Origin of the sequence: Thermoactinomyces vulgaris (genome assembly GCF_005886755.1) — a bacterium.
GTDB classification, from domain to species: domain Bacteria; phylum Bacillota; class Bacilli; order Thermoactinomycetales; family Thermoactinomycetaceae; genus Thermoactinomyces; species Thermoactinomyces vulgaris.
On the sequence record NZ_CP039710.1, the window covers coordinates 2,592,152 to 2,612,553 of the forward strand.

Sequence of the window (20,402 nt, forward strand, 5' to 3'; positions counted from 1 at the left end):
CTTACAAAATCCGTCCGGGAAGCGGAGCACATCGACCTCATTTTTACATATGTATAAATAAAAGTTTTTTTAGGGGGACCGGAAACAATGCCTAAGTGGCTGATCAAGCAACTCATGCAAGCTTTTTTCAACAAAGACCGCCGGCAAATTATTTTTTTAAACCAATGTTGGTTTGAATACCACAAGCAAGGAAAAATCCGGCTTGATTCGCCACAAGCCTGATTTTTAAAAAAAGCGCCCGCAACCGGGCACTTTTTTCAGCTTAAGGGAACCATGCTCAATCCGACTCTTTCCCGTTCAATATCCACTTCGGCCACCCACACGTCCACAATGTCACCGACCGTGACGACATCCATCGGGTTTTTCACATACTTTTCACTCATTCTCGAGATATGAACCAAACCGTCATTTTTCAGCCCGATATCCACAAAGGCGCCAAAGTCCACAACGTTCCGGACCGTTCCTTTCAAATGCATGCCGGGACTGAGGTCTTCCAGCTTCAACACATCCGAACGGAGAAGCGGTTTCGGCATTTCATCGCGGGGATCCCGACCCGGACGCAACAAAGCTTCAATGATATCCTTTAATGTGGGAACCCCGCAGCCTAACTCAGCGGCCGTTTTTTCGACATCCACTTTTTTTAACATTTCTTTGCATTCATCGGTACCGATTTGTTCCGGCGTTAATCCCGACAGGTTCAAAAGACCTTCTGCAATATGGTAAGACTCGGGGTGAATCGGGGTTTGATCCAGCGGGTTGCTCCCGTCATGAATGCGTAAAAACCCGATGCATTGCTCATAAGTTTTGACCCCCAGGCGGGGAACGTCTTTCAACTCGGCGCGATCCATGAAACGGCCTTTTTCTTCTCTTTGTTTCACAATATTTTTGGCAACCGACGTACTGATCCCGGATACATATTGCAAAAGTGACGGGGAAGCGGTGTTGACATCCACCCCCACATAGTTCACGACCGATTCCACCACATTGGCCAAACTGCAGCTCAACTCTTTTTGCGAAACATCATGTTGGTATTGTCCCACGCCCACCGATTTCGGGTCGATTTTCACCAATTCCGCCAAGGGATCTTGAAAGCGGCGGGCAATGGAGACCGCGCTGCGCCGGGCGGCATCCAAATCCGGAAACTCTTCTTTGGCCAATTTGGATGCCGAGTAAACACTTGCTCCCGCTTCATTGACAATCACATAATAAACCGGGCGCGGTGCTTCTTGAATCACTTGGGCGACAAAAGCCTCCGTTTCGCGGGATGCCGTTCCGTTTCCAATGGTAATGACTTCAATCGGATACCGGTCAATCAGCGCCAACACCGTGGCTTTGGCTTCTTCCACCTTTTCCTGGGGCTTGGTCGGGTAGATCACGCCGACTTCGAGCATTTTTCCCGTTTCATCCACCACCGCCCATTTGCAACCGGTACGGTAAGCCGGATCGATCCCCAATACCGTTTTTCCGCGGACCGGCGGCTGCAACAATAAATGCCTCAGGTTTTCGGAAAAAATCTGAATGGCGTGTTCTTCCGCTTCCTCCGTCATCCGGGAACGCACTTCCCGCTCGATGGACGGGGCAATCAGCCGCTTGTAGCTGTCTTGAATCACCGATTCTAAAAAAGGATGGACCGGAATGGAAAACCACCGGGCCAACCGCTCATAAATTTTTTCTTCGTCCACGGTGATCTTGATTTTGAGGATTTCTTCGCGTTCTCCCCGGTTTACCGCCAAGATCCGGTGGGACGGCATCTTATGTACAGGCTCCGAATAATCATAATACATTTCATAAACAGACCGGGTTTCTTTATCTTTGGCGGCGGAAACCAGAATGCCCGTCTTCCAGGTGAATTCGCGCACCCATTTGCGGATCTCCGCATCCTCGGACAATTCCTCCGCCAAAATGTCCATCGCTCCCTGCAACGCTTTTTCTTTTGAATCAATTTCCTTTTCCTCATTGATAAATTGAAGCGCGGCTTCTTCAATCGCAGAAGGATCGGTCGTCTCCGCCATGATGCGCGCCAGAGGTTCCAGCCCTTTTTCACGGGCAATGGACGCTCTGGTTTTTCGCTTCGGCCGATAGGGAAGATACAAATCCTCCACTTCCTGCAACTTGGTCGCCTGCTCAATTTTTTGCCGCAACTCTTCGGTCAACTTTCCTTGTTCGTCAATGAGGCGGATCACTTCTTCTTTGCGGGTGGCAAGTTGCGTTAAATAATGATATCTTTCTTCAATCTGCCGTAATTGTTCTTCGTCCAGTTCCCGGGTCTTCTCTTTGCGGTAACGGGCAATGAAAGGAATGGTGTTTCCTTCTTCCATCAATTGGACAGCAGCTTGCACCTGTTCTGTCAAAATCCCCATCTCTTTGGCGATCAGGGAAAACATCCGTTGTTGATCCATAACTTCTATCACCTGCTTTCTTCCTCTCAAACAAAACCGAGCATTTACGGCCCAACTTTATTTATTGTAACGAAAATGCAACCGGACCGGTCCGCAGCCTGGAACAAAAGATGGAAGATTCGTTGACAAAACAATAAAACGATTTCTCCGGCCCCTGCGGAAATACCTGCCTCAACGGCGGACGACCCCTCCGGGTTTCTTGCCACCCCCGGATAAAATCCATAAAATCCGCTTTCTCCTTCCGGAAAGCCCGATAACGCAAAAACGGCTTCATATGGTTTGGCAAGTCCCATATAAAGCCGTGGCATTGTTTTTTGATCCGGGAATTATTCTTTTGAAGCGCTGTAATCGTTAAAATAAGCGACATTGTCCGAAGCCGTGTCTCCGGAAGATTTTCTCCGGTTGGCATGGAACCAGAGTTTATCCCCGTTGGCAATTCCGACCCCCTCAATCTCGAAAAGATCCGGATATTGACCGGACGTGATGCGGAAAGACAGATCATCATCGGCATGGATCGTGCCGGAAGCCGTGGAGATATTCCGGTAAACGAGGATGATGCTGACGTTCTTGTATTTTTCCACCGTATTGCCAGTCAAAGGGAAATATAATGTATTGTTGTAATAACCGATTCCCTGAGTGGCGAATTCCGTGATTTCTGTAGGGACGGGCTGATGATTGACCAACGCATCTTTAATATTTATTTGAAAAGCCTTGGTCACGTTGATCGTGCCGCTGGTTGCATTCAAAGGAAGTGAACCCCGGTAAAAAGTGGTTCCGGATTTAAAGAGAAAGTGGATGTTGTCGGCATCTTTTCCGGTGATCGCCACTCCCGACATCGCTTTATTTTCGCCATTGTATTTGATGGTGTAGTTTCCGGCTTTATAATACTTCGTCCCTTCATACTTCAGTTTCACCAGACTCATACTGCCGGCTTTCATGGTGACAACAAACATATAATAATTTCCGTTGTTGCTGTGAAGGGCAATGTCATTGGCGTGGCCAAGGTAGTTTGCATAAGTGGTTCCGTTATCCCCGTTCGTCATGAGTGTCGTGGTTCCGTCACTCATTCTCGTCCGGTAAATCACCGCCTTGGTTTCATCATTGTTGATTTTGATGGAATAGGTGTAAGTCGATCCCACGGCAAATCCTTGCGCGGCGTAACAACTGTTGGCATTGCCGAGAAGCGAAACGGTGGTATACGTGTTGTAATAAGCAGCCCCGGCCGTGTCCGGAAGCAGGATCGAAACGCACAAGGTAATCACCACAAACATCAGAAAACGCTTCATCTTTCCTGTTTTCATAAAGACCCCCCTTATGAATAATATTCTATGCATTTCTCTAATTCCTCTTTATATTCAAAATAAACAAACGATATTTACTCTGCAGGAAGACGAATATGAAACCGGATCATCCCCTCCCTTTGACAGGCTTGAATCGTTCCTTGATGCATTTCCACAATCCGCTTCACGATTGCCAACCCCAATCCCGATCCGCCTTTGGACCTGGAGGGATCCCCCGTGACAAACATCCCGAACAGTTGTTGAAACGTGTCCGGATCGACCGGTTCAGCCGGATTCCCGATTTCGATCACCGCTTTCTTTTCTTGTTGATGTGTCATGATTTCCAAAAACCCCGGCCTCTTTGCATAGCGAACGGCATTTTGAATGAGATTGTCAAACAACCGCACCATCAAAAGCGGATCTCCTTTGACCCGCAGTTCCCCGTTGCATAACATCTTTTTTATTTCCAAGTCATTCTGCTCCCTCAACATGAATGATTCTTCCAATAACTGTTCCAACAAAGTATTTAAGGATATGGTTTCTTTTTGGATTTGGATTTGATCATGCGTCAACTTGGCATAATCAAACAAGTCATCGATCATTTGTTTCATCTTTTCAGCTTTTGAAAGGGCGATCTTAACAGATGAAACCAATTCTTCTTTTTTCATGTCTGAATGGTCCTGCACGAATCTCAAATAGCCGATGACAGAAGTCAGAGGAGTCCGAAGGTCATGGGAAATGCCGGTGATGAGTCCGGTGCGTTCCCGCTCCGCTTTTTGTTCTTGCTCCCGGTTTTTTTCCAATTGTTCCGCCATCCGGTTCACATGAACCGCCATCGAGGCAATTTCATCCCGTCCCGTCTCTTGCAAACGACAGCTGAAATTCCCTGCTGCAATCTCATTCATTCCTTGAACAACCATTTTTATCTGCTTTAATTTCTTATTTGTCAGAAGGAAATAAACCATGATAAAGATAAGAACAGCGGTAAGCGACGTCAGGACAGAATTAACTCTTTGATAAGCCCCGGTGACCGGACGATCCTTCTTGCCGGCAATAAAATAAACATCCTTATTCTTTAACGAAAAAGGGTACAATGCAACAATTTCTCTTGATCCCGAGTCATGACGGACGGCTTCTTCTTGTCGGGCCATCTTCATCTGTATTTGATAAAGATCCACTTTGGTTTCCGAAACATTTCCCGAATGATAAAGAACATCCCCTTCCTTGCTTACAATCATCAGCTTCATGCCTGTTTTTTTCATTTGCCGGTTTAAGGAATGATTGATTTCATCCGGTTGCATTTGTTGAATGACGGGAGCCAAACCTTTGATCCTTTGTTGTAATCCAAAGTTAGACGGATAAGTATAATAGGGTTCAGTCGTATAAAAAATATATTTTGTGAATCCAAATGAAAGCCATGCACAAACCGCGCTTATCAGGACCATCCCGACCATTTGGATCCTGAAACTGCCCGCAATCCTTTGGTACAAATATAGAAAAGCTTGAGGGATCCACTTTTTAACCACGGGAATCCCGGGCCGGTGATGACTGAACTTTATAACCAACCCCCCATACTGTTTGAATCACCATTGGCCGTTTGGGATCCAGTTCAACCTTTTCCCGAATCTTTCGAATATGAACCATAATGGTGTTATTGGATGTCAACATCGGTTCATTCCATACCCTTTCATAAATTTGTTCAGCGGTAAAAACCACTCCGGGATGGCGGGCCAGCAAAACCAAGATATCAAATTCTCTGGGGGTGAGCCGGACTTCTTTTTCATTGGCAAAAACTTGTCTTGAAAGCAGATGGATGGTCAGATGCTGAACCGTAATCACATCATCTTGACGGAAACTTTTCGTATCAAAATGAAGATACCTTCGCAAATGAGCTTTGATCCGGGCCACCAGCTCCAATGGATTGAAAGGTTTGGTCACATAATCGTCGGCCCCGATACTCAACCCCTGAATTTTATCCAAGTCATTCGTTTTCGCAGTCAGCATGATAATCGGCATCCAGTATTTTTCCCGTATGCGGATACAGGCTTCCAACCCGTCCATTTCCGGCATCATCAAGTCCAACACCATTAAGTCAATGGCATGGGAATCGGCCAACTGCAATGCTTCCTTTCCATTGGTCGCCTGTAAAATGCGATATCCTTCGTTGTGTAAATAAAGTTGCATGAACTGTCGGATTTCTTGATCATCATCGACGAGCAGAATCACCGGTTGATCATTTCTCATCGTGTTTTTCCAACCGCCTTTTTCTTTGAGTTTGAACCATCCAAGTGTCAAGTGCCAAAAAAACAGCACAGCGCTTGCAGGAAGAGATGAAACTTTCCATGAACACCCCCTCAAACAGGGCATCATCTGTCGAGGAAAACCGTTCCCCGCATTCTGTCAGATCCTTTTTCCAACGGCCCCCAAATTCTCCCCTGTGACCCGGTGACAATCCGAAAAAACACGCTCCCCGGCCATAACAGAAAAAAACAGAGCAGCATGATCTTATTCAACACCCAACCCCCAATAAATCACTTCTCTTGGATCCAATAAATCCTCCTCCTTATTTTGAACATACATAAACAAAACCAGGGGGCAAATTCGCGGGTACAAACCGCACTTCCACTTTTCCGAAACAACTTCTGAGCATTGGCAACATGTGCAAAGAATATTGATAAGCCACAAACACCCCGTTACAAGACAATACTTTCTGTATTTCATCCAATATCTTCAAGCAATCTTGTTTGGAAAAATTGGCAAAAGGCAACGAAGAAACCACACAATCCGCCTCATTCATTCCCTGCAGGCGTAATTCCTGTTTCAGATTTCTTGCATCACAACAGTGAACAAACCTTGGAAATTGATTTTTTAAATACCGGCGGAGTTCAGGATCCAGTTCAAAAGTGATCACCCGGCAGGAATGATTCACCCGGTTTGCAATTTCCCGGGTCACAACTCCGGTTCCCGCTCCCAATTCCAATACCGTTTTGGTTTGGTCCCAATTTACCGGTTTCAACAAGGAATTGACAAGATACTTGGAACTCGGGGTGATACTGCCGATGGTTCTTGGCGAAGACATGAATTTCGAGAAAAAAAGGATTCTTTGCATGAGCGATTGCATCATTTCGCATCCCCTTTTTGTGAATTTGAATACAAGATAAATCATGATTCTTAAAATAAATAAAGCTTTTTTCTTATCATTTCCTTAAGAAACATTTTCTTGCGCAAAGCCCCTTCTTCGTCAGCTTGTCCCAACCAATCATCTTAATATTCTTAAAAAACGAAGATGAAACGCCTTCGTTCCTTTATGCCGGACAATGTTAAAAAGGGAGAAGCCATTATGAACAGGCAAGTCCCCTTTTGAAACAGGAGATTGTTCAACTCAGCACATACCAATGATAGCGCATTCATAAATAAAATTTATCATTCCAAAACAAAACTCATAAAAATACAAATCAATTAAAAAATCATACGGACTGAAATTCATTTTTCATTCGAACCGGCTCTTTCATAAAACTGCTTTTTTTAAAGACCAAAACAAAGGAAATATGTGGTAAACGCTGTGATGCTTATAACTTCTGGTTTTGGAAAACATTAATAAACGGGTTCTCTCGTGCAATCCTTTGCTTGAAAAAGAAAAATTATACAATTAGAAATTAAGTGTGGAAGAAACCCATGGATGTTTGGTAAACTATTTTATATAAATATTTATTCATTTTGATTAATAGAATGTTATTAATTCTATTAATCAAAAAATTTATTATCTAAAAGTTTTTTGTGAACAATTTTACTAATGAAAGGATGATTCAACATTGCCAGTATCCACCGTTACGTCTGACAAACTTGAGTCTTTGAATCCGTATGAAATTGTTCAGATTCAGATTGATCAAGCTGGCAAGAAGCTGGGGGTTTCCGAGGATATTCTTAATATTCTTAAAAAGCCGAAACGCGTTTTGAGTGTCTCCTTCCCCGTCAAAATGGATGATGGTTCCATCCGTGTCTTTGAAGGATTCCGCTCCCAGCACACCGATGCCATGGGGCCGACCAAAGGGGGCATCCGCTTTCATCCCGATGTCACGATGGATGAAGTCAAAGCTTTGTCCATGTGGATGAGTTTCAAATGTGCGGTGACCGATGTTCCTTATGGCGGCGGAAAAGGAGGCGTCATCTGCGATCCGCGCAAGTTGAGCAAAGGTGAGATTGAGCGTGTCAGCCGCGGCTTCATTGAAGCCATTGCCGATATCGTCGGGCCGGAAAAAGACATTCCTGCTCCCGATGTCTATACCAATGCCCAAACCATGGGTTGGATGATGGATACTTACAGCCGGATGAAAGGAAAATTCAGCCCCGGAGTCATCACCGGAAAACCCCTCAGCCTGGGCGGATCCAAAGGACGCAATGAAGCAACGGCAAGAGGTTGTGCCTTTGCCATTGAGCAGGCAATGGAAAAGTTAAACAACCCCCTCCAAGGCGCCACTGTGGCGGTGCAAGGATTCGGAAATGCCGGCCGCATCGTTGCCGATTTGTTGGCCGAAAAAGGTTGCAAAATTGTTGCCGTCAGTGACACCTCGGGCGCCATTTACCAAAAAGATGGTTTAAACCTTCAAGAAGTCAAAAAATTGAAGGATGACAAAAACAGCAAAATCACCGATCTCCCCGATGCACAGATCCTCGAAAATCCGGAAGAAATCTTGGAATTGGATGTGGACATTCTCGTTCCGGCCGCACTGGAAAATGTGATTACCCGCAAAAACGCTGATCGCATCCAAGCCAAGGTTGTCGCCGAAGCAGCCAACGGACCGACAACCCCCAAAGCTGACGAAGTTTTATTCAAAAAAGGAGTGCATTTGATCCCCGACATTCTGGCCAATGCCGGAGGAGTCATTGTCTCTTATTTCGAATGGGTGCAAAACCTGATGCATTATTATTGGACCGAAGAAGAAGTCAACAGCAAACTGAAAGAAAAAATCGTGCGTTCTTACAATGAGGTCTACGATCTTGCCCAAAAAGAAAACACGGATCTGCGCACGGCAGCATATATGGTGGCCATCAAACGGATTACGGAAGCCATTGAAGCCAGAGGCTGGATCTGATCAAGCGTTCTCTCCTTCCCTCTTTTGAAAGCGGGAACCGGTCATTCCTCACGCTTCATCCCTCTGTCTGTTTCTGAAAAGCACGGCTCCTCCAGGCTCCTCTGATCGAACCCGGAACCTGGAGGAGCATTTTTTGCCCAAAATAAAAAAGCATACCTCAACAAGGTACACTTCATATCACTTCGGAAGGCTCCATCCGGATTGCCTGCCTCAATTTTTGCAAGGCCCGGCGCTGCAAACGGGATACATGCATCTGGGAAATTCCCAACCGGTCCCCTGCCTGTTTTTGGCTGAGGTTTTCAAAAAAGGTTAATTTTAATATCTCTTGTTCCCTTTCACTTAAAGCTGAAAAAATTTTCTCCAATAACAATTTCCGGTCAATTTGTTCGAATTCTTTATCCTCTGTTCCCACCAGATCCAGCAGGGTCACCTGACTTCCGTCATTGCTTGCCTCGATGGGGTTATCCACAGAAACCGCATGATAACTTCGTCCCATCTCCATCGTTTCCAAGACTTCCTCATCACTGACTCCCAAATACTCCGCGATCTCATTCACACGAGGCGAACGCTGCAATTGAGCCGTCAAGTCTTCCACCGCCTTTTTGATCCGGGGCCCCAGCTCCTTAATCCGCCTGGGAACGTGAACGCTCCAGGTTTTATCCCGCATATGCCGTTTGATTTCGCCTACAATGGTAGGGACGGCAAAACTTTCAAAGTTCCGCCCCATGGACAAATCAAATCGTTTCAGCGATGCAATCAATCCGATCATTCCCACTTGCACCAAATCTTCATACGGTTCATTGCCGTATGCAAATTTATGCGCAATGGTTTCGACCAGATCGCGATAATGATGGATCAAGGTTTCCTGTGCTTTTGAATCCTCATTTTTCTGAAAGCGGCTGATCAAATCCAGTATTTGGTCATCGGTTAGTGGGGAAGGATGTGGACGTTTCGACATGATTTTCCACCACGTCCTTTCGGATATACTTGGTCATTCTCACAATGACTCCGTTATCACCTTTGATATCGACGTGATCCATCAAGGATTTAATCAAGTACAACCCCAACCCGCGTTCACGGATCCCGTTCATGGAACCGCTCATTTTAATCGGGCCGGTTCTCTTTTGCACTTCATCCAGATCAAAGCTGTTTCCGCGGTCGATCACTTCAATCTGAATGCGGTTGGGGAAAATATTGCAAGTCACCTCAATTTCGCCTTCACCGCCGCAATAAGCATGATCGACAGCATTGGTGCAAGCTTCGGAAACTGCCAATTTCAGATCCTCGATGTCATCATAAGAAAACCCCATGCGATTGGCAATTCCAGATACAGTCAATCTTGCAATCCCAACATAATCCGGTTTGGCGGGAATCATCAAATTAACCAAATCCAAGGGTTTATCACTCATTTGCGGCCATCCTCCTGCGCTTGATCTTCAATTTCCATAATCTCATACAAACCTGTGATTTTAAAAAGACGGGACAACCGGGGATTCATACCGGATATGATCAGTTTTCCTGCCGTTTGCCTTTGTGCTTTGTATGCCCCGATTAAAACGCCGAGCCCGGTGCTGTCGATATAATCCACTTGTGACAAATTGACCGTGATCCGTTTTTTTCCGTCACAAAGAGGCAGTAACTTTTCCCTTAACTTGGGAGCAGTATATACGTCAACTTCCCCTTCCACCATGACTGTGATCTGATTCTCTTTCTCCTTTTTTTCGTGCACAACCAGATTCATTCACCCACGACCTCCTTCTGCTCTGGGTCCCCCGTATCCATTTCATCTGCGTCACGTTTTAAAATAACAATCGTTTGATCATCTCGAATTTTATAACCACACATATCATAAAGTGCTTGGTGAATGGTTTCAACAGATTCTTGCGCCGGGAGATGAATATGCGTGCGGATAATCTCTTTCAACATATCCCGCTCAATAAATCGGCCATCCACTTTACACTCCGTTACCCCGTCGGAAAATAATATAATCGCATCTTGAGGTGATAACCGGATTTTATATTCCGGATACCTGACTTCCCTGGATACGCCAAGCACAAGCCCCTTGGTCTCCAGATCAACAAACTCGCCGGTTTCATGGCAATAATAGAGCCCGGGTTCATGCCCGGCGGTAGCATACCGAAAATGATGGTTCAACGAATCATATACCCCGTAAACCATGGTGATAAACATACTCGGATCCACATTGCGCTCCACCACGGTGTTTAAATCGCGCAAAACCTGGGACGGCGATAAAGGAGCGGACGGTTGATCATCCAGCCGGTCCATCGCATATTTAATCATCGACATACAAAGAGCCGCGGGAATCCCTTTTCCGATAATATCGGCAATAGCGATGCCCAGCGATCCCGAACCATGATCAACGAAGTTATAGTAATCGCCGCTCATCTGTTTGGCGGCCACACTCACCACGCCAATATCGACGCCTCCCAACTTCGGAGGCCCGTCCGGCAACAAAGTTTGTTGCATTCCGACCGCCACTTCGATCTCATTTTCCAATTCCCGGTGCCGATTGACCAGTTTCTCTTTTTCACGATAAGAAATGCCGTAGCCGATCATGATCTCAATCAACAGATCAAACGAGGCTTTCAGATCATCCGACATATCGGGATATTGCTCTTTCATGGCATTGACATGCATGTTTACCACTTCGTCCGGAGGAATCCGCTTTTCCAAAAACCATTTACTCAGCTGCTGCACACTATACAAATGATCTTCTTTTTTTGAAGTAATATATGAAGCCAAAAGCTTCTGATATAACTTTTTTAAATGAATGTCCATATTGGTCTCCTTGATCCGCCTTCAATATTAAACAGAACAATCCATTTTGGAAATAAAATAACACAGATATAAAAGAAATAAAATATGCACACGACTTGCTGAACGATTCTATTATACCACCCTTTTCTTTTGTTGGCTGAATCCAAGGATTGCAAAACGGATGAGATCAACCATGCGAAAAAAACCCGGCAAACACCATCCCGCAAAGAAAAAAACCGGGGCCTTCCCCGATTTTCGCACAAAAAAAGAATGGACGGCTCCATCCATTCTTTGCTAGAAGTTAATCATACCCAAACTGATCATTAACGCTTCATTGACACGATTCATCATTTCATCATCCAGATGAGTGATTTTATCCGTCAGCCTTTGCTTATCGATCGTTCGGATTTGTTCCAACAATATGACCGAGTCACGATCAAACCCGTATGCTTTGGCATCGATTTCCACATGCGTAGGTAATTTGGCCTTTTGAATTTGAGCTGTAATCGCGGCGACGATCACGGTGGGGCTGAACCGATTGCCAATATCATTTTGAATCACCAAAACAGGCCGAACCCCACCTTGTTCGGATCCGACCACAGGGGATAGATCAGCAAAATAAACATCGCCACGTTTCACAATCAAATCAATTACACCCCACTAACCAATCGATCCAAAGTATCTTCAGCCTCTTCTTCTGCCTCAAATGCTTCCGAAGCGATGTTGAGATTGATGCGTGCCATCTCCATGTAGCCGCGTTGCATCATTTCACGAATCAGACGCTTTTTCCGCTCTTGGAGATACATTCTCATCGCTTGGCGGATAAACTCACTCCGATTGGAATTTTCCCTCGCCACAACGCCATCCACTTCTTGAAGCAATTTTGTTGGCAGGCTGATCATGATTCTTTTTGTACCGGACAAATGAAGCACCCCCAACCAATCATCACCGTTTAAATTCCCCTATCAATACTACCATTATGATGAAGATGTTGCAAAAATATACTTATCATTCATCAATAAACCAACATAAAAGCAAAAACCTAGTTTAATCTATTCGCTCAAGTATATAAAATTCCTTCACTCAACATGTTTATACATAAAATATTAACAGTTGTCCATGCTGTCAAGTAAGACACTGCATCCGCACCGGCTCCCGCAACCGGTTGACGATTCCCGTCACTTTCCCGTCACGCAAGTAAACCCTCGGAATACGGTGGCTCAACATACAGGTGACTTCATAATGAATGGTTCCAAGCATATCGGCCACTTCATCCACCGAAATGACATTTTGCTGTTGTCTTCCGTACAGCACCACTTCCTGTCCGACTTCAACAGGCATCACCCCGGTCACATTCAACATCAATTGGTCCATGCAGATGCGGCCCACAATCGGCACCTTTTGCCCGTGAATCAGTGCATGCCCGCGATTGGACAAGTGGCGGTTGATCCCGTCGGCATACCCAACCGGAATCGCGGCAATCCACTCTTCCCCGTTGACGACATACGTTTTTCCGTAACTGATTCCGGTGCCGGCGGGCGGTTTCTTGACGGAAGAAACTTTGGTTTTTAGAGTCAAAACCGGTTTTAGCGAAACCGATTTGCGGTTCACTTCCGCCGAAGGGTAAAAACCGTACACACTGACTCCCAACCGCACCATGTCGTATGCGTATTCATTGAGATCAATGGCCCCTGCGCTGTTGGCGATATGCACCAGCGGCGGCCGGAGATGATTTTCGGACAAGATTTCAATCACTTTCCGAAACTTTTGCTCCTGGCTCAGAGCGTAATCCTTGTCGGCCTCGTCAGCCGTCGCATAATGGGTAAAGATTCCTTCCCATTCAATGTGTGGCGACTGTTCCAGTTTCCGTGCAAAAGACAACACTTCTTCCGGAGCCAGTCCCAATCTTCCCATGCCGGTGTCCACTTTGACATGAACACGCAAGGGTTTGCCCGCTTTGATCGCGGCCTCTTCCATCTTCCGCAAATGCTCCGGCAAATAAACCGTGCAGGTCAAGTCGTAATCAACCGCCGTTTGATACGCATGCGGCGGCGTATAACCCAAAATCAAAATGGGGGCGGTGATCCCTGCATTCCTCAGTTCAACCGCTTCATCCACAAAGGCTACCGCCAAATAAGAAGCCCCTGCCGACAAAGCAGTTTTGGATACTTCCACCGCTCCATGCCCGTAAGCGTCCGCTTTCACGACAACCATCATTTTGACTTGTTTCTCCAAATGCCTGCGAAATTCATAAATGTTGTGTGTAAGCGCATCCAAATCCACTTCAACGACTGTATCCCTGCCCATATAATCTGCCCAATTCAATTCAGCCATATTTTATCACTTCCAATTGACCGTTTAACTTTTCTAAAAAATGATTGCTTACCAGTAAGTATTCCCTTTTGCCACGAATTACATATCCATACGGTAAATCAAAATCTTTTGTCATCTCCTGCAAAGGAATCGTTTCGGTGCGGGATCTCATCCGAATTTCCAAACGGTCAGGATAAAGCGTGTAGTGCGGGCGCAACCAACATCGGTAAAGACAGGGAAAACCAAAGAAAACGACCATGGCAAGTCCAATGACCGAAAATATGAAAGGCTGACTGCGAAAGGGAAAAAACATGAGGATGACGAGAAGCCCCAAAACAAAAGCAAACGACTCCATCATCCGCATCCAGCGCTTTTTCCGATAAAGAAGGGTCCAGTACGAAGTGTGCTCTTTTACAATCTGTCGGTTCATGATTTGCTTCATCCCTTTACCGCAAACGCTAGAAAGTATTATACCAGCTTTCTTTTCTTCTTGAAAGAAAAATGAATGCATGCGGGCTTCTCTCAGAAACCCGCCGTTTCAGCAGGAATCATTATTTGACCAGCTGATCAAAGGTGGAATTGGCGATTTTCACCATTTCCTCCTCCGCCAGCTTTCCAATCATTTCAAATTCCACCCCTTGATAAGTCCATGCCAGCCGTTTCATCTCCCCGGACTCCAACAAGACTCCGATGGCGCTTTTTAATTCAACAGGTTTTCCCATCAGCGGCAGGCTGGTGGCGACGGTTTGCGGCTTCCGTTGGGTCAAAGTAAAATTTTTTTCCCCTTGAAAACGCATGATTTGAACCGGTCCCTCCGGGGTTTGGATCGTTTGTTCACTCACCAGATGGCTCTTTTCCGGAATATAGCCGGGCAACACGGACGCCAATTCGTTATTATCCGGTTTCGCGGGAGCGACGACTTGTTTTTCCATTGACGGGAGATCCTTCATGTTCCGCTCCGTATCAAAAGCATCGTCGTCAAAGGTCGCATCCAATCGGAAACGGTCAAATTGCACTTGCATCAGCTTTTGGTTTTGTTCACTCAGAACTTCCAGACGGGTCGGCAACAGTTTGGAATCCAACCAGATTTTTTGTTTGGCGGCTTCCTGATTAAACGGATATTTTGCGGATACTTCCAATTGATATGCTTTTTTCTCTGCCTGAAACATACGTTCTTCATCGTCAATAATGCTTTGGATGATGGATTGGTATAAATAAATCTGCCCGTTCGTTTGCGGCCAGTCGCTTTGAAAACGAAAGCTTTTTTTCAGATGGGGAGTCAACACAAAGACCCCTTCATCATTCCGCAAAATAATTTGAGTGATGTTTTTCTTTACATTTTTAATGGAAACCCGATAAAAAGAAGGTTTCTTATACCAGGCTTCAATGTCATAGACTTGTGGCTCGGAGCTGGTTAAAATCGTCATTTTCCCGTGGCTGATGTATGACTCCATTTTTTCCGTCCGCTGTGCCAGTTCACTGACCACATCTTGTTCATTTTTGACACCACATCCGGCCACTGCCAATAGCATGAGGCAGATCCAAAAACAGAAAAATGGTTTCTTCCGACACATAGAACCATCCCTTTCGTCAATTTCCCGGGAAATGTGTCGGCTAGCGAGGGACATCACTCGACAAATTCCTGGCGGACCGCGCGTTGAATCCCGTCCAGCAAATCAGTATACACCATACTGTGCGGATGGGTTCCGCTCAACCCGGCGGCTTTTCCATGCAGGTAAACGGCCATGGCCGCCGCTTCCAGCGGCGAAACCTTTTGTGCCAGAAGGGAACCGATCATCCCGGTCAACACGTCGCCGGAACCGGCTTTGGCCAGTGCAGGACTTCCTGTCGGATTCAGAAACACCGTGCCGTCAGGATGGGCAATCAATGTAAACCTTCCTTTTAAAACAACAATCATTCCGGTATGCTTGGCAAATGAACGGGCCACATCCACCCGGCCGGCCTCCACTTCCTTTACCGACAGGGAGGTCAGGCGGGCCATTTCTCCAGGATGAGGCGTGATAATCGCCGGCGCCTTTCTGTGCCGGAGATCTCCGAGCAAATCCGGATAAGCCGCCAAAATATTCAATGCATCCGCATCCAGCACCAGCGGTCCTTGCATGGAAGAAAGGACGTCCCGCAACCATTTGTCTTCCCCCTCAAACCTTCCAAGCCCCGGACCGATGGCCATTGCAGAAATTTGACCGGCTTTTTCTTGGAACCTGTCAGCACTGTTGGGATGAAAGGTGCCTTCTCCCGGCCACGGCCAAATCAACGGCTGCGTGACTTTGGCAGCCAGTGCGTGTCTTTCCGACTCCGGAACGGCGAGGGTCACATAACCCGCTCCCATCCGGTAAGCCGCTTCGCCTGCCATGCATATGGCGCCGAGCATCCCTTTGCTTCCGCCGATCAGGAGCAAGTGGCCGTGGCTTCCTTTGTGTGACCAAGGATCGCGGGGAGACCAGCTTTTTTTCCACCATACCGGATCATTCAACCTTCCCTTTGGTTTCAACTCCGGCTTTAATACCGGAGGCAATCCGATCTCTTTGATGACCAATTCGCCGCTCAATTCTTTTCCTTGCCGTGAAAAATGCCCCCATTTGGGATATTGGAACGTGACAGTCAAGTCTGCTTTTACTTTTTCTGAATCAATGCTTGCTCCATCTGTATGAAGTCCTGTCGGCAAATCGACGGAAACCACCCATTTCCCGGAAGCATTGATTTGTTCCACCACTTCTTTTACAGGCGGACGCAAACTTCCGTTCACTCCTGTCCCCAAAAGGGCATCCACAATCACATCGGCCTGGCTGAGCTCTGATTTCAATGCATCCCGTTTCCCGGAATGATACGTTTGAATGGGGTTAAACGATTGCAGCACGTGATAGAAAACCTTTGCATCCGGGGTGAGTTGATCCGGATCTCCGACAAGCCAGCAAGCCACATCCCAATTTCGGTACAAGAGATAACGGGCGATCACCCAACCGTCTCCCCCGTTATTCCCTTTTCCCGCCAGGATCACCGCTTTTTGCGGTTTGGGAAACCGTTTTGTAATTTCATCCGCGACCGATCTCCCGGCATTTTCCATCAACACCGTTCCGGGAAGGCCGGTTTCATCCATGAGCCGTTCCTCAATCCTCCGCATTTCTTCTGCCGTGACCAAATACAACGTTTGTCCCTCCTAACCGCGTTATATATGTATGTCCACCATTTATGAGTTATGATCGATTTCAATCACCGCCATCGCCATGGCGTAGTGTTCGCTGTGAGAAATGGACAGATGGATGGAAACCGCACCGGTTCCGTACAATGCCTGAAGCACCCGGGGAGAAACGGTCACCACCGGTTTTCCCTGCTCATTGTTTAAAACTTCGATATCCTGAAACGAACACATTTTGCCAATGCCGGACCCCATCGCTTTGGATACGGCCTCCTTGGCCGCAAACCTTCCGGCGACAAATTCCAAGCGGCGCCCGGGGGCTTCGGGCAAAGCGGCCTGTTCGTTTGGCGTCAGAATCCGCTTTGTCAACCGGGAAATCACTTTTTCCACTCTGTTCAGTTCAATCAAGTCCGTTCCGATTCCGGCAATCATTCATTTCACATCCCATTGAAAAGTCCATGCCGCGATAGCAAACGATCCTGCCGCCCAGGCAATCAGGATGGAGACGGGAACCATCAACTGACCGAGTGCCAAGCCGTCATTCATCACACCGCGCAAAGCATCCGTCAAATGCACGATTGGAATCACCTGAACCACCGACTGGAGAATCCCCGGCAAATCCCGGACCGGAAAAAAGATGCCTCCCACAAAAATCATCGGAAACGAGATCAATCCGGCAATGGGGGCTGCACTTTCCGGGGTTTTGGACAAACCGGCCACAATAAAACCCATCGACATAAATGTCAGGGTCCCGAGAAAAATCAATAAAATCAAAGTGCCCCAGGATCCGTACACATGAACATCAAACAGAAAGAAGGCCACCAGCAAGACCACGATCACCTGGATGGCATTCAACAAAATCCGGGCCGTCATTTGCCCTGCAATAAAAGTGGAACTTTTCAGCGGCGTCCCCTGCATCCGGCGCAAAATCCCGCGCTCCCGCCAAGACGCGATCGTGGCGGCGACACCGTTTAAATTGTTGCTCATCATCATTAAAGACAAGATGCCCGGCACCAAAAAATCGATATACGACAGCGTCCTGCTTTGGATGGATACCACTTCCGTCAAAATTACAGGTTGAAAGCGGGTTTTTTCTTTATTCATGGCATCCACTGTCTGATCCACAAGCAGCCGGGCCATGTCCGCTTGGGTTTTGTTCACCGGATCCATGTAGATCAACACTTTTTTCGCGCTTTGTTTGGTTTGATAAGCTTTTTCAAATCCTTTTTCAATCTTCACCACAAAATCAACATCCCCGGATTTCAACTTCTTCATCAGTTCCGCCTCGGACCCGGATGCCGGTTTGACGGTTTCCTGCCGGAAAAAATTTTGCTTCCATTCTTCGGACAGAGACGATTGATCCAGATCCACCACTCCGGCTTTCAAAGAAATTTGGGAACTCCCGTCCCCTAAAAACAATCCCAGGCCAAGCATCATCAAAACCGGCAAAAAAAAGGACCAGATCACTGTGTTTTTGTTGCGGAAAAACAAAAGAAGCTGCGCCCTCACCAACTGCCAATATGCTTTCATTTCCCTCTCAACCTCTCTCCCGTTTTATGGAGAAACACATCCTCCAGCGTTGCGCTTCTTGTGCGAAGCCCGGTTAACGGAATCAAATGGCGGTTTGCCCATGGAACCAGCTCTTGCAGGGTTTGGGATAAATCATTGGTGTGGATGGACACGACTTCATTTTCTTCCCGGCTGACTTTCATCACCCCCGGCAGTTCAGACAATTCTTGATCCAAACCGGAGTCCGGCAGCACAAATTCGATCCGGCTTTGGGAAGCCAAGCCGCGAATCAAACCGGCAGGAGAATGCACCTCCAGCATCCGGCCTTGACTCATGATCGCCACTTGGTCACACAGGACTTCCGCTTCTTCCATGTAATGGGTTGATAAAACAATGGTTCTTCCTTCATCGCGAAGCTGAAAAATAAGATCCCACAAACGCCGTCTTGCCTGGGGATCCAGTCCCGTCGTGGGTTCATCCAAAAAAATCACTTTGGGATCATGCACCACCGCGATCGCAATCGCCAGTTTTTGCCGTTGCCCTCCGGACAGATGTTTCACCTGTGTTTTTTCCTTTTCTTGAAGATCAAATGATTGTAGAAGTTCCAGAACCGGACGGGCTTTCGGGTAAAAACCGGCATAAAGCTCCAGACTTTCCCGGACGGTCAAATGCTCAAACAATGCGGTGGACTGCAGTTGCACACCGATGATTTGCTTCAACCGATCCCGGTCTCTGACCGCATCCACCCCGGCAATTTCAATGCTTCCATCATCGGAATTCCTTAATCCTTCCATCATTTCCATGGTCGTTGTCTTTCCGGCACCATTGGGGCCCAGCAATCCAAAAATGTGATGTTCTTTCACTGTAAAAGAAATGCCGTTGACAACCACCTGATCCCCGTATTTTTTCGTTAAATTTTTAACCTTGATCAATTCCCATCACTTCTGTTTCATTTTTTATTTCAGTATACACTTTCCCGTCTCTCTTAAAAATGGGTTCTGTTCTCTTAAATCTTTTTGATTATGGGGAGGAGAATGGTATATACTATAAATGAATGACTAATTTTGTCCCGGGAAGGAGGACCTACATGTATCTGGTCAACAATCATATCAAGATCCAATCCGAAGAGCATTTGAAGCACTTGAAGGAAGGTTTCAGCCGGGCTCCTGAATCCATGAAACAAGTACCGGGTTTTGTCTCTTTCCGTCTGCTTCTGTCTGAAGATGAATCGCATGTCGTTGCCGAAACCGTCTTTGCTTCCAAAGAGGATTTTATAAATTGGATCCAAAGCGAACATTTCGAAAGAGCACACGGTGGGCGCAAAGGGGATGTCGAACGGCAGGAACTGTCCGCTTATCATATCATCGTGGAATGAAAGGGGTTTATCCAGTGACTGCCTACGGTATCATCAAGTTTTTGCATATCGCCTTTATTGCTACTTGGTTTGGCGGAGCCTCACTGATGGCCATGCTTTTAAGGGATGCCATCCGCACCGGCGAGACGGGACGGATGGATCATGCGTTGAATCGAGCCCAACGCTGGAATCTGACCATGTTTGTCCCCATCTCTGTCATTGTTCTCCTGACGGGGATCTACATGACGCTGCAATTCGCCGTGGACAAGCCGCTGTGGCTGTTGGTGAAAGAACGTTTTGGAGGTTTGTTTATCCTTGCGTTCATTCTCGTCGTTGTCTTGTACGGCCGCAAGGCGTTGGCAAAAGTCCAATCCGACGGCATCGAAAAAGAACAAGTGATCGGAACCGTCAAACGCTATATCATGCTGCTGAATATTTCGGTTTTGTGCATGGCGGTTTTAATATTCTTTGCATCGGTCAAACTCTGATGACCCCAAAAAACCTGCTGACCAAAGTCAG

22 protein-coding genes are annotated in these 20,402 nt (G+C 46.7%); 4 read left to right on the forward strand and 18 right to left on the reverse strand.

Annotation, left to right across the window (positions count from 1 at the left end):
- Window positions 1-87 precede the first annotated feature (87 nt).
- Window positions 88-222: a cortex morphogenetic protein CmpA gene (gene cmpA, locus FA954_RS13295; protein WP_121874494.1), complete on the forward strand. Its 135-nt coding sequence runs from the start codon at window positions 88-90 to the stop codon at window positions 220-222.
- Between the two features lie 35 nt (window positions 223-257).
- Here the strand turns inward: cmpA and FA954_RS13300 are convergent, their stop codons facing one another.
- From FA954_RS13300 to FA954_RS13320, 5 genes are all read right to left on the reverse strand, one after another.
- Window positions 258-2,399, reverse strand: coding sequence for a Tex family protein (locus FA954_RS13300; protein ID WP_037998133.1), 2,142 nt, complete (start codon window positions 2,397-2,399; stop codon window positions 258-260).
- Between the two features lie 326 nt (window positions 2,400-2,725).
- Window positions 2,726-3,700, reverse strand: a complete 975-nt coding sequence (locus FA954_RS13305; RefSeq protein ID WP_231855205.1) for a hypothetical protein — start codon at window positions 3,698-3,700, stop codon at window positions 2,726-2,728.
- Between the two features lie 74 nt (window positions 3,701-3,774).
- Entirely contained in the window at window positions 3,775-5,001 is a 1,227-nt protein-coding gene (locus FA954_RS13310; protein ID WP_175413217.1) for a HAMP domain-containing sensor histidine kinase, read from the reverse strand.
- Between the two features lie 196 nt (window positions 5,002-5,197).
- Window positions 5,198-5,923 carry a response regulator transcription factor gene (locus FA954_RS13315; RefSeq protein WP_037998069.1) on the reverse strand — a complete coding sequence of 242 codons (726 nt, stop codon included), beginning with the start codon at window positions 5,921-5,923 and terminating at the stop codon, window positions 5,198-5,200.
- Window positions 5,924-6,242: 319 nt separating this feature from the next.
- Window positions 6,243-6,803 carry a class I SAM-dependent methyltransferase gene (locus tag FA954_RS13320; RefSeq protein ID WP_062843381.1) on the reverse strand — a complete coding sequence of 187 codons (561 nt, stop codon included), beginning with the start codon at window positions 6,801-6,803 and terminating at the stop codon, window positions 6,243-6,245.
- Window positions 6,804-7,491: 688 nt separating this feature from the next.
- Here FA954_RS13320 and FA954_RS13325 point away from each other — a divergent pair.
- Window positions 7,492-8,772, forward strand: a complete 1,281-nt coding sequence (locus tag FA954_RS13325; protein WP_037998052.1) for a Glu/Leu/Phe/Val family dehydrogenase — start codon at window positions 7,492-7,494, stop codon at window positions 8,770-8,772.
- Window positions 8,773-8,944: 172 nt separating this feature from the next.
- Here FA954_RS13325 and sigB read toward each other — a convergent pair whose 3' ends face one another.
- The 13 genes from sigB to FA954_RS13390 all read right to left on the reverse strand — a co-directional run bounded on the left by sigB (window position 8,945) and on the right by FA954_RS13390 (window position 19,461).
- Window positions 8,945-9,730, reverse strand: a complete 786-nt coding sequence (gene sigB, locus FA954_RS13330; RefSeq protein WP_062843382.1) for an RNA polymerase sigma factor SigB — start codon at window positions 9,728-9,730, stop codon at window positions 8,945-8,947.
- Window positions 9,693-10,181: an anti-sigma B factor RsbW gene (gene rsbW / locus FA954_RS13335; RefSeq protein ID WP_037998054.1), complete on the reverse strand. Its 489-nt coding sequence runs from the start codon at window positions 10,179-10,181 to the stop codon at window positions 9,693-9,695. The genes sigB and rsbW overlap by 38 nt, the downstream gene beginning before the upstream one ends.
- Window positions 10,178-10,513: an STAS domain-containing protein gene (locus FA954_RS13340; RefSeq protein WP_037998057.1), complete on the reverse strand. Its 336-nt coding sequence runs from the start codon at window positions 10,511-10,513 to the stop codon at window positions 10,178-10,180. The genes rsbW and FA954_RS13340 overlap by 4 nt, the downstream gene beginning before the upstream one ends.
- Window positions 10,510-11,571: a PP2C family protein-serine/threonine phosphatase gene (locus tag FA954_RS13345; protein WP_052186901.1), complete on the reverse strand. Its 1,062-nt coding sequence runs from the start codon at window positions 11,569-11,571 to the stop codon at window positions 10,510-10,512. The genes FA954_RS13340 and FA954_RS13345 overlap by 4 nt, the downstream gene beginning before the upstream one ends.
- A 273-nt stretch (window positions 11,572-11,844) precedes the next feature.
- Window positions 11,845-12,195, reverse strand: a complete 351-nt coding sequence (locus FA954_RS13350) for a type II toxin-antitoxin system PemK/MazF family toxin (protein WP_037998060.1) — start codon at window positions 12,193-12,195, stop codon at window positions 11,845-11,847.
- Window positions 12,196-12,200: 5 nt separating this feature from the next.
- The gene (locus tag FA954_RS13355; protein WP_175413226.1) at window positions 12,201-12,452 is read right to left on the reverse strand and encodes a CopG family ribbon-helix-helix protein; all 252 of its coding nucleotides are present in this window, start codon (window positions 12,450-12,452) and stop codon (window positions 12,201-12,203) included.
- Between the two features lie 223 nt (window positions 12,453-12,675).
- The gene (alr, locus tag FA954_RS13360) at window positions 12,676-13,884 is read right to left on the reverse strand and encodes an alanine racemase (protein WP_232335531.1); all 1,209 of its coding nucleotides are present in this window, start codon (window positions 13,882-13,884) and stop codon (window positions 12,676-12,678) included.
- Entirely contained in the window at window positions 13,877-14,374 is a 498-nt protein-coding gene (locus FA954_RS13365; protein WP_131470884.1) for a YdbT family protein, read from the reverse strand. The genes alr and FA954_RS13365 overlap by 8 nt, the downstream gene beginning before the upstream one ends.
- A gap of 40 nt (window positions 14,375-14,414) precedes the next feature.
- Window positions 14,415-15,395 carry a LolA family protein gene (locus tag FA954_RS13370; protein ID WP_138615196.1) on the reverse strand — a complete coding sequence of 327 codons (981 nt, stop codon included), beginning with the start codon at window positions 15,393-15,395 and terminating at the stop codon, window positions 14,415-14,417.
- A gap of 95 nt (window positions 15,396-15,490) precedes the next feature.
- The gene (locus FA954_RS13375) at window positions 15,491-17,029 is read right to left on the reverse strand and encodes an NAD(P)H-hydrate dehydratase (protein ID WP_121874496.1); all 1,539 of its coding nucleotides are present in this window, start codon (window positions 17,027-17,029) and stop codon (window positions 15,491-15,493) included.
- A 42-nt stretch (window positions 17,030-17,071) separates the two neighbouring features.
- The gene (gene acpS, locus FA954_RS13380; protein WP_037997131.1) at window positions 17,072-17,452 is read right to left on the reverse strand and encodes a holo-ACP synthase; all 381 of its coding nucleotides are present in this window, start codon (window positions 17,450-17,452) and stop codon (window positions 17,072-17,074) included.
- A complete protein-coding gene (locus FA954_RS13385) occupies window positions 17,453-18,550 on the reverse strand; it encodes an ABC transporter permease (protein WP_037997129.1) in 1,098 nt (365 codons plus the stop codon).
- A complete protein-coding gene (locus tag FA954_RS13390; RefSeq protein WP_175413218.1) occupies window positions 18,547-19,461 on the reverse strand; it encodes an ABC transporter ATP-binding protein in 915 nt (304 codons plus the stop codon). The genes FA954_RS13385 and FA954_RS13390 overlap by 4 nt, the downstream gene beginning before the upstream one ends.
- A 155-nt stretch (window positions 19,462-19,616) precedes the next feature.
- On the opposite strand from FA954_RS13390, the gene FA954_RS13395 reads away from it, so the two are divergent.
- Window positions 19,617-19,904 (forward strand): antibiotic biosynthesis monooxygenase family protein, encoded by a 288-nt coding sequence (locus FA954_RS13395; RefSeq protein WP_062843387.1) that lies wholly within the window; start codon window positions 19,617-19,619, stop codon window positions 19,902-19,904.
- 14 nt (window positions 19,905-19,918) lie between these two features.
- On the forward strand, window positions 19,919-20,371 hold the full coding sequence (locus FA954_RS13400; RefSeq protein ID WP_062843388.1) for a DUF2269 family protein: 453 nt from the start codon (window positions 19,919-19,921) through the stop codon (window positions 20,369-20,371).
- Window positions 20,372-20,402 lie beyond the last annotated feature (31 nt).